The organism is Roseospira goensis (assembly GCF_014197795.1).
In the GTDB taxonomy this organism is placed as follows: Bacteria; Pseudomonadota; Alphaproteobacteria; order Rhodospirillales; family Rhodospirillaceae; genus Rhodospira; species Rhodospira goensis.
Genome location: NZ_JACIGI010000026.1, coordinates 1 through 13,894, shown reverse-complemented (window position 1 = coordinate 13,894; position 13,894 = coordinate 1). Strand labels below are relative to the sequence as shown.

Annotated in this window: 7 protein-coding genes; 6 read left to right on the top strand and 1 reads right to left on the bottom strand. The window is 73.9% G+C overall.

All coding sequences use genetic code 11. From position 1 onward, the window contains the following. Positions 1-78: 78 nt before the first annotated feature. The 4 genes from GGD88_RS13725 to aat all read left to right on the top strand — a co-directional run bounded on the left by GGD88_RS13725 (position 79) and on the right by aat (position 6,066). Complete coding sequence (locus GGD88_RS13725) at positions 79-1,032, top strand: hypothetical protein (RefSeq protein ID WP_221237154.1); 954 nt, start codon at positions 79-81, stop codon at positions 1,030-1,032. Further along, positions 1,029-1,742 (top strand): OmpA/MotB family protein, encoded by a 714-nt coding sequence (locus GGD88_RS13720; protein WP_184436392.1) that lies wholly within the window; start codon positions 1,029-1,031, stop codon positions 1,740-1,742. The genes GGD88_RS13725 and GGD88_RS13720 overlap by 4 nt, the downstream gene beginning before the upstream one ends. Continuing rightward, entirely contained in the window at positions 1,739-5,236 is a 3,498-nt protein-coding gene (locus tag GGD88_RS13715) for an ATP-binding protein (protein WP_184436391.1), read from the top strand. The genes GGD88_RS13720 and GGD88_RS13715 overlap by 4 nt, the downstream gene beginning before the upstream one ends. 155 nt (positions 5,237-5,391) lie before the next feature. Next, positions 5,392-6,066, top strand: coding sequence for a leucyl/phenylalanyl-tRNA--protein transferase (gene aat, locus GGD88_RS13710; RefSeq protein WP_184436390.1), 675 nt, complete (start codon positions 5,392-5,394; stop codon positions 6,064-6,066). On the opposite strand, the gene GGD88_RS18920 is transcribed toward aat, so the two are convergent. Next, positions 5,982-6,365 carry a DUF2155 domain-containing protein gene (locus GGD88_RS18920; protein ID WP_343056372.1) on the bottom strand — a complete coding sequence of 128 codons (384 nt, stop codon included), beginning with the start codon at positions 6,363-6,365 and terminating at the stop codon, positions 5,982-5,984. The genes aat and GGD88_RS18920 overlap by 85 nt on opposite strands. 543 nt (positions 6,366-6,908) lie before the next feature. On the opposite strand from GGD88_RS18920, the gene GGD88_RS13700 reads away from it, so the two are divergent. Together GGD88_RS13700 and GGD88_RS13695 are read left to right on the top strand one after the other, a co-directional pair. After that, positions 6,909-9,497, top strand: a complete 2,589-nt coding sequence (locus GGD88_RS13700; protein WP_184436386.1) for a hypothetical protein — start codon at positions 6,909-6,911, stop codon at positions 9,495-9,497. A gap of 470 nt (positions 9,498-9,967) precedes the next feature. After that, positions 9,968-13,693, top strand: coding sequence for a vitamin B12-dependent ribonucleotide reductase (locus tag GGD88_RS13695; RefSeq protein ID WP_184436384.1), 3,726 nt, complete (start codon positions 9,968-9,970; stop codon positions 13,691-13,693). Positions 13,694-13,894: the final 201 nt, after the last annotated feature.

Here is a 13,894-nt window from a genome sequence, read left to right as displayed (position 1 = left end):
CGACCGGTGCCGTCCGCTAGCATGGCGGGGGGCATGCCGCCGCGCCGCCCGTCAGGCGCCTCTGGGGTGTCTGCGGGGGTGTCCGCGCCCGGTGCGCCGGGCCGCCCGTGGACAGGGGGCGACGGCGGCGATCCGGGGGGCTGGGCCGTGGCCCCGGTGGCGCGCGGCTCGATCGCGCTGTTCCTCGCCCTGTACCTTCTGCTGCTGGCGTTTTTCATCATGCTCAATGCGCTGTCCAGCCTGGAACGCCAGCGCGCCAGCGCGGTGCTGGACAGTCTGACCCTCACCTTCTCGGCGTCACGCGACGCGGAAGAGGCGCGGCCCGGCCCGCTGCCGTTGGACGACCTGACCGGCCAGGCCCGCGCCGCCGAGACGGTCATCGCGCTGGTCACCGACCTGTTTCGCGCCGACGTGCCGTCGGTGCGGGTCGAGCGCATCAACCCGGGCCGCGCCGTCGAACTGGCGCTGCGCACGGAGGCGGTGTTCCAACCCGGCGCCGCCCGGCTGCGGGACCGGCGCGCGGCCATGCTCGACAGCGTGGTGGCCGCCCTGGCCGGGGCGCCGACCGGACGGCGGTTCGAGATGGCCGTGGTGCTGCAGACCGCGCCCGAGGGCGACACCGGGCCCGGACCGGGGCGCCTGCCGGTGTCCGGCGACGATCTCGCGACCCGGCGCGCCGGTGTCTTCGGCGCCACGATGGCGGCGCGCGGGGCCGCGCCCGGATCGGTGATCGTCGGGCTGGCCCCGGGCGATCCGGCGTGGCTGCGGCTGACCTTCCGGGTCGTCGACGTCACGCGCTGGGACCCGGATCTCGGCCGCGCGCCGGCCGACGCCGTTCCGATCGACCCGCCGCCGCGCGACCCGGCGAGCCCCGCGCCGGCGGCGCCCGCGCAGGGTCCCCAACCCGGCCGGGAAGGTGCTACCATGCGCGATCAGGGGCCGCCGGGGCCGGGTCAGCCGGGCCGCGGGACGGGGCTTGGAGAGGACGCGGGCGCGGCCGCGCGGCCGCTCCCGGAGCAGATGGAACCATGACCGGCCCGCGACGCCACACCTCGTCGAGCAGCACCGCATGGATGGTGACCTTCAGTGACCTCGTGGTCCTGATGCTGGCGTTCTTCGTGCTGATGTTCTCCATGTCGTCCTTCAAGATCGAGGCGTTCGAGCGCCTGTCGGCCTCGCTGACCGAGACCTTCAATCCGCACCGGGTGGTGGATGACGCCTCCGACGGCCCCGCCGTCGGCGTCGAGGGACTGGTGCGCCCGCCGGGGCAGGGGCTCGGCTATCTGGCGTCGGTGCTGGAGACGACCTTTGCCGACGACCCCCGGTTCGCGGGCACGCTGGTGCAGTGGCTCGACGACCGCCTGGTGGTTCTGCTGCCCGCCGATCTGCTGTTCGATCCCGGTCAGGCGGCCGTGGCCGCGACGGCGCGGCCGGTGGTGGCCGAACTCGGGGCGCTGCTCGCCAACCTGCGCAATCGTATTGCCGTGGCCGGCCACACCGGCCCGGAAGCGCCCGGGCCGGACAGCCCGTTCGCCAATACCTGGGAGCTGTCGCTGGCGCGCGCGGCGGCGGTGGCCAACGGCCTGCGTGGTGCCGGCTACGCCGCGCCGCTGGAGGTGTGGGGCCATGCCGACACCCGCCAGGGCGCCCTGGCCGAGGTGGCGGAGTCGGAGCGGGCGCGCCTGGCCCGCCGGGTCGATATCGTCATCCTGCCGGACCGTCCCGAGGGAGGCGCGGGATGACCAGCCCTGTGCTGCGCGCACTGCTGCTTCTGGTGCTGCTGGTCGCCGGGGTCGTGGCCGGCCTTGGCCCCGGGTCGGCCCCCGCCCGGGCCGCCGACGTGATCGCCACGCCGAACGACGGCTACGGCCGCATGGTGTTCCGCTGGGACGTGCCGGTGCGCTACACGGTGGAGATCCGGGGTGGCAGTCTGGTGGCGGCGTTCGACGCTCCGGTGCCGGCCGACGTGGCGCTGGTGCCCGGCCGGCTCGACGCCTACGTCGACACGGTGCAGGTCTCCGGCGACCGCCGCACCGTTACCATGCTACTGAAGGACGACTTCACGCTGCGGGTGTTCACCCTGGGCAGCGGGGTGGTGATCGACCTGGTCGGCGGTCCGGCCGCGCCGCCCCCGGCGCCGACCCCTGCCCCGGCGCCGGCCGAGTCCCCGGCGGCGGCCGCGCCGACCGCCGCGGCGCCCGGCCCGATCCGCGTCCGCACCGGCAGTCATGACGGCTTCCAGCGCATCGTGTTCGACTGGCCCCGGTCCGTGGACTATGCGGTCGACAGCGAGGGTGACCGGGTCACGGTGCGCTTCGACCGGGCCGTGCCGCTGTCGCTCGACCGCATCCGGGGCGACCTGCCCGAGGGCTTCACGGATTTGACGACGGCGGTCGAGGACGACGCGAGCGTGTTCGCGATGCGCATCCCGCCCGGGGCGTCGCCGCGCGCGTTCACGGCGGGTCCGAAGGTGGTGCTGGACGTCACCCTGCCGCCGCCCGGCGCGACGCCGCCGCAACCCGCCGAAACGGCCGCGGGTGCCGACGAGCCCGAACCGGCCGCCGAACCGGCGCCCGTGGCACCGATCGCACCCCGGACGGGCGCGGCGGACGCGGCGCGTCCGGATGCCGGGGCCGTCGAGGGAGCTGAGGGACCTGTGGAGGACGCGGCCGATGCACCGTTGGCGGCGCCGGTGCCGGCGTCGGTCGCGGCGCCGCCGGCCGAGCCCACCCCCGACGCGCCGGCCGATGCCAGCGCGGACGCGGACGCCGGCGCCGGCGTGGGGACGGATCGTGGCGCGGCGCTGAGCCCCGGTGCCGAGGCCGCGATCGCCGAGCGCCTGGCCGAGGCCGTGCGCAACACCGACGAGGCCGGCGCCGGTGATGGCCGCCCGGCCGTGGTCAGCCTTGGATTCTCGTGGGACAAGCCCACCGCGGCCGCCGTGTTCCGCCGGGCCGGGTATCTCTGGGTGGTGTTCGACCGCTTCCAGGAGGTCGATCTGGACCTGCTGCGCCGGGCCGGCGCGGGTGTGGTGCGCTCGGTCGAGCAGGTCCGGGTCGGGCCGGACTCGACCCTGGTCCGCCTGACCACCGCGCCGGGGTTCAATCCGTCGCTGCGGCGCGACGGCCTGCTGTGGGTGGTCGACCTGATGCAGCGCCCGTTGCGGCCCGAGCGGCCGGTGGCGGTTCAGCCGCAGGTCAACTCCCCGGTGGGCGCGCGCCTGCTGCTGCCCGTCGTGGAGGGCGGACGCGTGGTGCCGGTGCGCGATCCGGAGCGCGGCGACCAGTTCTTCGTGCTGCCGCTGATTCAGCTCGGCCATGGCGTCTATCCCGAACGCCGCTTCCCGGAGGTGACGCTCCCGGTGACCGCCCAGGGTGTGGTCGTGGTGCCGCACTCGGACCGCATCGAGATGCGCTCCAGCCGCAGCGGCGCCGAGGTGACCGCCGAGGGCGGTCTGATCCTGTCGCCGGAGAGCGGTCGCCTGGAGACGCTGGCGACCCTGGGGCAGGGCGCCCTCAAGGCGGTGTTCGACATCCCGGGGTGGCGGCGCGACTCGGGCGACCGCGATTTCCAGGCCGTCCTCAACGACCTGCGCTATGCCGTCGCCATGGCCCCGGAGAGCCAGCGCGGCGAGGCGCGTCTGGAGCTGGCACGGTTCTACTTCGCCAACGGTTATGCGCCGGAGGCCCTGGGGGTTCTGCGGGCGATCGCAGCGGACCACACGGAGATGGTCAACACCGCCGCGTTCCGGGCGCTGCGGGGCGCCACCCGCTTCCTCATGCACCGCGACGGCCAGGCGGTCGACGACCTCAGCCACCCCAGCCTCGCGGATGTGGACGAGGCCGCCTTCTGGCGCGCCGCCGCCCAGTCCCGGCTCGGGCAGGCGGGCTTGCAGGCGGCCGTTCTGGAGGCCACCGGGGCGGTGCTGGAGAACTATCCGCCGGACGTGCGCATTCCGCTGGCGCTGGTGGCGGCCGATGCCACCATCGAGGCCGGCGACGACCTGGCGGCCAACACGTTCCTGGAGTCGGCGCGCGATCCCGAGTTCAACACCACCCACGACGAGGCGGCGATCCAGTACCTGGAAGGCAAGCTGCTGGCCAGCACCGGGGCGTTCGAGGCCGCCATCGCCGCGTGGCGGGAGGCCGAGGCGGGCTACAGCCGCCGGCACGCGGCCCTGGCCACCCGGGACCGCCTGGACCTGGAACACCGCCTGGACCTGATCGACACCGACGCGTTGATTCAGGGGCTGGAGGGCCTGCGCTTCGCCTGGCGCGGCGGCGACTTCGAATACAGCCTGCTCAAGGATCTGGGCGCGCTCTACCTGGAGCAGCAGCGCTACGGCGATGCGCTGCGCACCCTGCGGCTGGCGGCGTCGTACTTCCAGGAGCGGCCGGGCGCCGAGGAGCTGACCGAGACCATGCGCGCGGTCTTCGACACCCTGTTCCTGGAGGGCGCGGCCAACGACATGGCGCCGCTGAAGGCGATCGCTCTGTTCGACGAGTTCCGCGAGCTGACCCCGACCGGCGACAAGGGCGACGAGATGATCCGCCGGCTGGCCGACCGCCTGGTGGCAGTGGACCTGCTGGACCCGGCCGCCGCCCTGCTGGAGCGCCAGATCCGCTACCGCCTCAAGGGGCTCGACCGAACCAAGGTGGGCGCCCGCCTGGCGCTGGTCTATCTGCTCAACCGCCAGCCCCAGAACGCCCTCGACGCCTTGCAGAAGACCCGCTTCGCGCCGCTGCCCGAGCGCCTGGAGCGGCAGCGCCGGCACCTGCGGGCCCGTGGCCTGGCCGACACCGGCGATGCCGCGGCGGCCATCGCCCTGCTGGAGAACGACCCCAGCGAGGACGCCCGGGTGCTGCGCGCCGAGATCCACTGGCGCGACCAGAACTGGGCCGAGGCCGCGCGCGCGCTGGCCGAGCTGGTGCCGTCGCCGCCGCCGGACGGCGAGGGGCTGGCCGAGAAGGACGCCTTCCGGCTGATCGACTGGGCGACGGCCCTCACGCTCGCCGGCGACGAGACCGGCGTGTCGCTGCTGCGTCAGCGCTACCTGGAGACGCTGGACGGCACGCCGTTCCAGGATGCGTTCGACCTGGTGACGGCGACGCCGGAATCGGGTGTGATCGACATCGCCTCGGTGGGCGGGAAGATCCGGCAGGCGGAGAAGTTCCGCAGCTACCTGACCGCCTACCGGGACAAGTTGCGCGAGGAACGCCTGAGCGCCATAAACTAGAGCCGATCGCGATCGGCTCTCTAAACCAGAGGGTCAGGACGGCGTTTGCGCGCCCGCTTCATCCGCCGCGCAGGTGGCACGGGCGACGGTCGGTCCGGGCCGGTGCCGCCGTCGTCCTCGCTCCGCCGCTCCCATATCCAGCCCCGCCGTGCCCCGTGTTCAACATCACCCCCGACATTCTGCTGCGTGCCTATGCCTCCGGACTGTTCCCGATGGCGCGCGGGCGTGACGATCCCAAGGTCTATTGGGTCGACCCCGACATGCGCGGGGTGCTGCCGCTGGAGGCGTTCCACGTGCCGCGCTCGCTGCGCAAGACGCTGCGCCGCGGGCCGTTCGAGGTGCGGGTGGACACCGCGTTTCCCGCGGTGGTGCAGGGCTGTGCGGCACCGGTGCCGGGCCGGCCGGACACCTGGATCAATGACGAGATCGAGACCCTGTTCCTGTCGCTTCACGACCGGGGCATGGCGCACAGCGTCGAATGCTGGCAGGGCGACCGGCTGGTGGGGGGGCTCTACGGCCTGGCGCTGGCGGGCGCGTTCTTCGGGGAGAGCATGTTCTCGCGCGCCACCGATGCCTCCAAGGTGGCGCTGTGCCACTTGGTGGCCCGCCTGCGGGCCGGCGGTTTCCGGCTGCTGGACACCCAGTTCATCACCGAGCACCTGAGCCGCTTCGGCGCGGTGGAGATCCCGCGCGGCCTGTACCACGCCCGGCTGGACGACGCGCTGGCCAAGCCGTGGGGCCGGTTCTATTGCGAGCCGGCGGCGGTGGAGTCGGAACTGGCGGGGCTGTCCGGGGCGGCGTCCACGCATTCCAGCACCCAGACGTCGTAGACCGGGTGTTCCAGGGCCGACAGCGAGGGGCTCGACGCGAACATCCAGCCCTGGAAGATCTTGCGCGGCGCCTCTCCCGGGTGGGTCTCGCGCACCTCCAGAAAGGCCGCGTGCTCGGGGGGCTGGTCCGGCGCGGTGCGGCGGCAGGCGCGCACTGTCACGTCGAGCGCGCCCAGGGTCACGGTCCCCTCAACCGGAACCGTGATGCGGTCGACTCGGGCGGTCGACTTGTCCAGCCAGCGCAGCACCGCCTGCTCCGACTCGATGCGCGGGCGGTCGTCGAGGGGCCCCCCCTGCACCGGAGTCGGGCCAATCGGCGGCGCCGTCGACGCGGCCACCGTCAGCGCCGCGGCCGCCGCGGTTGCGGCCAGCGACGATGCCAGGCGCGACCGGTTGCCGGGCTGCCGGGCCGGTCTCCAACCGGATGCGCCACGCAGGACTTGACGGGGACGGAGGCGATGCACTGGCATAATGGCGGGGCTCGGGCAAGAGAGGGACGGGTGAGGATGCCGCAGACGGCGCCCTGTGTGCCGTCCCTTTCGGGCGGAAGCAAGGCAGGGCCGGTACGCGACCCGCCTTTTGTCACTGGTGATACCGACAATAATGTGGCAAAACAATAACGTGGAAAGCGTTTTGAAGGTTCTGTCGTAGCTTCGCGGTCGAGCCGGTTGGTCGGCCGGCGACGACCCGAGACGCGATCGGGCCACGGCCCTGGGGAGGCTTGGGTGACGGCAAGGCGGGCACAGCGGGGTGACGGGGCGCGGTCGCGCGGCCGGGGCGGGGGCTGCCGCCGCGGGGCGTGGTCCCGCGAGCGCCTGCTCGCGCTGGCGATGGTGGCCTGCATGCCGATCGCCGGCGTGACGGCGGCCGCCATGCTGACCTCGCAGGCGGCGACGGCCCGGGGCGAGGCCCAGGCGGGCCGGGTCGATGCGGCGGCGGCGGCGCTGGTGCCGCCGGCGCGACAGCGTCCCGCGACCGCCACGCCGACCGCCACGCCGACGACCGCCCCGATGCTCGCCCAGGCGGCCGGCACGCGGGCCGAGGCGCAGGATCTGTACGACCAGGCCAAGGCCGAAGTGCGGCGTCTGACAGGCCTCCTTGCCGTCGTCCGCAAGGAACGGGCGGCGGCCGAGGGGCGCCGCCGCGAGCAGCTCGACGAGGCCATCATGGCTCTGTCGGCCGGCCGTGCGCGCCGCGCCATGATCGTGCGTGAGCTGACGGCCGGCCTGGAGGCCGTGGACCCCACGGTGGTGGCGCGGCTGCGCGCGGAGTCGGAGACGGCGGCCGCCATCACCAAGCATGGTCACACCTTGCTTACCCAGGCGCGGCTTGCCCAGGCGCACGACGGGCGTCCGGACCCCGTGGGTCCGGCGGCGCCCGTGGTGGTGGCGCGGCCGGGACCCGAGCCGGGGCCTGAGCCCAGGGCTGCACCGGAGCCTGCGCGTGCGGGACTCGCTGAGAGGAGATCTCCCGCCGTCCCCGAGGTTCCGCCCGCCGATGCGCCGGAGCCGGTGGCCCCATCGGCCACGGCCGCGCCCGGATCGGGGGTGTCCGCCCCGGTCCCCGCCCCGGCGTCCAGTGTCGCGCAACCGCGACCGCTGGAGTCGTCTCCCGCATCGCCGGTGGACTCCTCGCCCGCCGCGCCGCGCTGGACCCCGACGCCGCTGCCCCCGCCCACTGTGCCCGAGGCGGAGCCCGCGCCGGCGCCGGCCGCGGCCACGCCGGCCGAGCCTCCGCCCGCGCGGGATCCGGCACCGGCGCCCGCAGCCGCGCCGGCGTCCGTGCCGGTCGCCGATCAGGTCCCCCCCCAGGCCGCGCCGGGCTGGACACCGAGGCCGGCGGTGCCGGCGACTCGTTCGGCTCCGGCGAGTCCGGCGCAGACTGCCCCGCCGGCGCGTGCGTCCGCGGCAACCGCGCCTCTGCCGGCCGTGCCGGCGCCCCCTCCGCAACCGCGCATCGGCGGGGCGGCGGCCGCTTCGACGCCGGCGGATCCAACGCCGGGCGCGCCGACCGGCGGGGGGCTGGGGGCGCTGGATGCACCGCCGCCGCCGTCTGCACCGGCACCGGCCGCCGCTCTCGCCGCCGCTCCGGCGGAACGCGATGCCGTGTCCGACTCCCTGGGGCGCACCCTGCCGTCGCCGCCGCCGGTGCAGGCGACCGGGCCGGCGGCGCTGCCGCCCGCCGGCAGCGGGCCGTTCCGGCGCGGCGGACCCGCCGACTGGGCGCCGGCCGTCAATCCGCTGGCGCGCCCGCCCGGGGATCCGTCGGTGACGGTGCATCCGGACTACGCCGGCCCGATGCCGGCCTACCGCGCCATCACGCCGGCGATGGGTCAGCCCGAGATCTCCACCCCGCCGGCGCCGCCGACGCCGGCCGCGCCCCTCGGCGCGCCGCCGGGGGCCGCGACGGTCTCGCCGGATGCTCAGGGGGGACCGCTCCGCACCCCGGGCGCGGGGGCGAGCTTCCAGCCGGGCGCGCTGCCGCCCGCGCAGGCGCGCGCCTACGCCGCCGGTCTGCTGCCGCGCACCCGCTCGCTGGAGCTGCCGCCGCCCGGCGCGCCCCTGCCGCGCCCCATGGGGGCGCCGGCGCCGGTCAGCGCCCCCCAGCCGTCGGTTCCGCCGTGGCCCGAAGCGCCGGGCGCCGCGACCGCGCCGGACCCGGCGGTGCCCCCGTGGCCGGGTTCGTCCACCGCCGACCCAGCGCCCCAGGCCGCACCCGTTGCGACCTCTGCGCCCGAACCGGCCGTGCCGCCGTGGCCCGGCCGTCCGAACGCCACCGGGGCGACCGGCATCGCCGGCGGCCCCGACACCGGCGACTCCAGCCGTGACTCCAACCGCGAGCCCGCCCAACGCGAGCCCGCCCAACGTGAGTCCGTCGCCGCCGCGCCGCCGCCCCCGGCGCCGGTGGCCGAGCCGGCGCCGTTGCCGGAGGGACCACGGCCGGCCCGGGTGCGGCCGTTCGAGTCCTCGGACGAGGGGGCCGGGGCCCCGGCGGACCCGGCGCCGCGTGAGCAGTTCTCGCGCATCGCCGCCCAGGTCGAGGCGCAGCACGCCAAGGCCAAGGACATCCTCGGGCAGGTCGATCCGGTGCGGGCCGATCTGGTCCGCCGCATGGAGGCGCTGCCGTCGGATGATCCGCGCCGGCCCGGGCTGGCCGAGGTGCGGGACATCATCACCACGGCCGAGGGCAGCCTGAAGGACGCCGTCGCCAAGTACGAGGCGTTGTCGCGCCAGTTGTCGTTCGTGCTTGGGTCGGACGGCGGCGGCAGCGGCTGGACTCCCGAGGACGCTGCGCGCCAGGCCATCGCGGCCAGCACCCAGGCCAACAAGGGGGTGAACGGCCTCAAGCTGGCCATGGCCCGCTTCGAGGAGGTCATGACCCAGGGGCCAGGCGGCCCCGGTCAGGCGGCGCCGGGCGGCGGCGCGCAGTAGCGCCCGGACGGGCCGCCCGTCTCCCCCCGTCCGTGGGGCCCCGCCGGTCCCGCGCCGGGGTCCGGTCGAGAGACCGAGTCGGTCGGATCCCCAGCCGCCGCGTCGGGGTGACGCGCCGGCCGGACGCGGCCCGGCAGAGCATGCCTGTGGATGGCGCGCCCGCAGCGCCGCGCCGGCCCCAGGGCCGCCGCCCGGTCCGGCCCCTGTCAAGCCTCCCCAGCCACCATATTTGGTTATCCACATCCTGTGGATAACAATATATCTGTTGCCACCGCGCCCCGGGATGCATAGTCTTGGGGCCATCCACCGGGGCGACCACGATATCCAGTGTCCGCCCCGGGTTTCCCGAGACTCAGGCTTGGCGCGGCGCGCGCCGGCCGTTGCCATTCATGAGACCTGCGGCGTCCGCGTCCGCCCCCGTGGCGGCGGGGGCGCCGACCGATCACGCTCGCGACAGGGGACCCCGCATCATGCGCATCGACCGCCACTTCACGACCGAGGGCCAGGACCCCTACGCCGACATCGCCTTCCGGCACACCGCCAGCGAGATCCGCAATCCGGACGGCTCGGTGGTGTTCCGGCAGGAGGACATCGAGGTCCCGGCCGCCTGGTCGCAGGTCGCCTGCGACGTGCTGGCCCAGAAGTACTTCCGCAAGGCCGGCGTGCCGGTCGCGCTGCGGCCGGTCGAGGAGGCGGACGTGCCGCAGTGGCTGTGGCGTCACGCGGCCGACGACGCGGCCCTGGCGGACCGTCCGGCGGCCGAGCGTACGGCCGGCGAGACCAGCGCGCGCCAGGTGTTCGACCGCCTCGCCGGAACCTGGACGTACTGGGGCTGGAAGGCCGGCTACTTCGATGCCGAATCCGATGCGCGGGCCTATTTCGATGAGATGCGGCGCATGTTGGCGACCCAGATGGGCGCGCCCAACAGCCCGCAGTGGTTCAACACCGGCCTGCACTGGGCCTACGGCATCGACGGCCCGTCCCAGGGGCACTACTACGTCGACTACCGCACCGGCGACCTGGTGGCGTCCGGGACCGCCTACGAGCACCCGCAGCCGCATGCCTGCTTCATCCAGTCGGTCAACGACGACCTGGTCAACGACGGCGGCATCATGGACCTGTGGGTGCGCGAGGCGCGCCTGTTCAAGTACGGCTCCGGCACCGGCACCAACTTCTCGTCGCTGCGCGGCGAGGGCGAGCCGCTGTCCGGCGGTGGGCGCTCGTCCGGCCTGATGAGCTTCCTGAAGATCGGTGACCGCGCCGCCGGGGCCATCAAGTCCGGCGGGACCACCCGGCGCGCGGCCAAGATGGTGATCTGCGACGTCGACCATCCCGACATCGAATCCTTCATCTCCTGGAAGGTGCGCGAGGAGCAGAAAGTGGCCGCCCTGGTCACCGGCTCCAAGACGCTGGCCCACCACCTGAACGCCATCCTGGGGGCGTGCCGGGCGTGGGACGGCGCCGCCGATGCGCCCGATCGGTTCGAGCCCAAGGCCAACAAGACCCTGAAGAAGGCCGTGCTGGCGGCGCGCAAGGCCCTGGTGCCGGAGAACGTGATCCAGCGCGCCCTTCAGTACGCCCGCCAGGGCTTCGTCACCATCGAGTTCGAGACCTACGACGCCGACTGGGATTCGGCCGCCTACCAGACCGTCTCGGGACAGAACTCCAACAACTCGGTGCGGGTCACCAACACCTTCCTGGAAGCGGTGGAGCGCGACGGCGACTGGACACTGACCCGCCGCCTCGACGGCGCGGTGGCCAAGACGATGAAGGCGCGCGCGCTCTGGGACCAGATCTGCGAGGCGGCGTGGTCCTGCGCCGACCCGGGGCTACAGTTCGACTCCACCATCAACGACTGGCACACCTGCCCGGCGGGCGGGCGCATCAACGGCTCCAACCCGTGCTCGGAGTACATGTTCCTCGACGACACGGCGTGCAATCTGGCGTCCCTGAACCTGATCCAGTTCCGCGGGGCGGACGGATCCTTTGACGTCGCCGGTTTCTCCCATGCGGTGCGGCTGTGGACCATCGCGCTGGAAATCTCGGTGCTGATGGCGCAGTTCCCGGCGCGTGAGATCGCCGAGCGGTCGTTCGCCTACCGCACCCTGGGCCTGGGCTACGCCAATGTCGGCGGCCTGCTGATGGCCAGCGGTCTGCCCTACGACAGCGACGCCGGCCGGGCGTTGTGCGGCGCCATCACGGCGCTGATGACCGGTGTCTCCTATGCCACGTCGGCGGAGATGGCCGAGGAACTGGGCGCCTTCCCGCGCTACGCCGAGAACGCCGACGCCATGCTGCGGGTCATGCGCAACCATCGCCGCGCCGCCACCGGGGCGCTCAGCGGCTACGAGGGCCTGTCGGTCACGCCGGTGCCGCTCGATCACGCCGCCTGTCCCCAGGCCGATCTGGTTGAGGCCGCCGTGGCCGCGTGGGACCGCGCCCTGGCGCTGGGCGAGGCCCACGGCTACCGCAACGCCCAGGTCTCGGTGATCGCGCCGACGGGGACCATCGGCCTGGTGATGGACTGCGACACCACCGGCATCGAACCCGACTTCGCCATCGTCAAACACAAGAAGCTGGCCGGCGGCGGCTACTTCAAGATCATCAACCGCATGGTGCCGCAGGGTCTGCGGGCGCTCGGCTACGACCCTGAGACCATCGCCGCCGTCGGCCGCTACGCCACCGGTCACGGCACCCTGGAGGGCGCGCCGGCGGGCGAGGGCGCGCTGACCCATGCGGCCCTGCGCGCTAAGGGCTTCACGGACGAGGCGCTGGCCCGTCTGGAGGACGCGCTGGCGAGCGCCTTCGACATCCGCTACGTGTTCAACGTCTGGACCCTGGGCGAGGACCTCTGCACCCGCGTGCTGGGCCTCACCGCCGAGCAGCTCGCCGACCCGGGCTTCGACATGCTGGGCGCGCTCGGCTTCTCGCGCGCCGCCATCGAGGCCGCCAACACCCACGTCTGCGGTGCCATGACCCTGGAGGGCGCCCCCGGCCTGAAGCCGGAACACCTGCCGGTGTTCGACTGCGCCAACCCCTGCGGGCGGCTGGGCACGCGCTACCTGTCGATGGACGCCCACATCAAGATGATGGCGGCGGCACAGCCGTTCATCTCGGGGGCGATCTCCAAGACCATCAATATGCCCAACGACGCCACCATCGCGGACTGCGACCGCGCCTACCGGACCTCGTGGAAGCTGGGCCTGAAGGCCAACGCGCTGTACCGGGACGGCTCCAAGCTGTCGCAGCCGCTGAACGCCCAGGTGCTGGACGACGACGCCGACGACCTGATCGAGGCGGTCGCCGAGGCGCCGGCCGCCGAGCGCGCCGCGGTGGTCGCGGAACGGGTGGTGGAGCGCGTCGTGCACCGCACCCAGCGCCGTCGCCTGCCGGACCGGCGCAAGGGGTACACCCAGAAGGCCGTGATCGGCGGGCACAAGGTCTATCTGCGCACGGGTGAATACGAGGACGGCAAGCTCGGCGAAATCTTCGTCGACATGCACAAGGAAGGGGCCGCCTTCCGCTCGCTGATGAACAACTTCGCCATCGCCATCTCGATCGGTCTCCAATACGGGGTTCCCCTGGAGGAGTTCGTGGAGGCGTTCACCTTCACCCGCTTCGAGCCGTCGGGCATGGTCGAGGGCAACGGCGCGATCAAGATGGCGACCTCGATCCTGGACTACATGTTCCGCGAGATCGCCATCTCCTACCTGGGCCGCAACGATCTGGCGCACGTCCAGCCCGACGACCTGCGCGCGGACACGCTGGGCCGCGGCAACGACGAGGGCGATTTTGCCGAGGACTGGGAGGAGGAGGCGCTGCCGCGCTCCGTGTCGGCGGGCTACGTGCGCTCCAACCTGTATGTGCTGCACGGCACCGGTCGCGGCCACGAGCGTGACGCCGGAGCCCGGACGGCGGCCACGGTCGAGGCCCGCGCCGTCGGTGCCGAGGCCGGCGGTGGTGCGATGGTCGGCCAGGCCGGCGCCGTCAGCGCGGTCGCGGCCGGCGGGTTCGGCGGCGGCGCCGGGGTCACGGCCGTCCCCGGCGGGGGCGAGGCCACCATGGCCCGCATCCGGGAAGCCCGCATGAGGGGGTACGAGGGCGATTCGTGCGCCGAATGCGGCAACTTCACGCTGGTCCGCAATGGCACCTGCCTCAAGTGCGACACGTGCGGAGCGACCAGCGGCTGTTCGTGACACGCAGAACGGGCCGGTCCGCGCGGCATGGGGTCTCTTGCGCGCGCGGGCCGTGCCCGCCCATCATGGCAGATCAACCTCCGGCGCCGTGTGGAGGCGCCGCCCCTGTGTAGGTCCAGGCAGATGTGAGACTGGGTGAGCCGCGCTTGCACCGGGCTGGGGGCATGCCCCCAGCCCGGTGCGAATTCGGTTTATAACCGA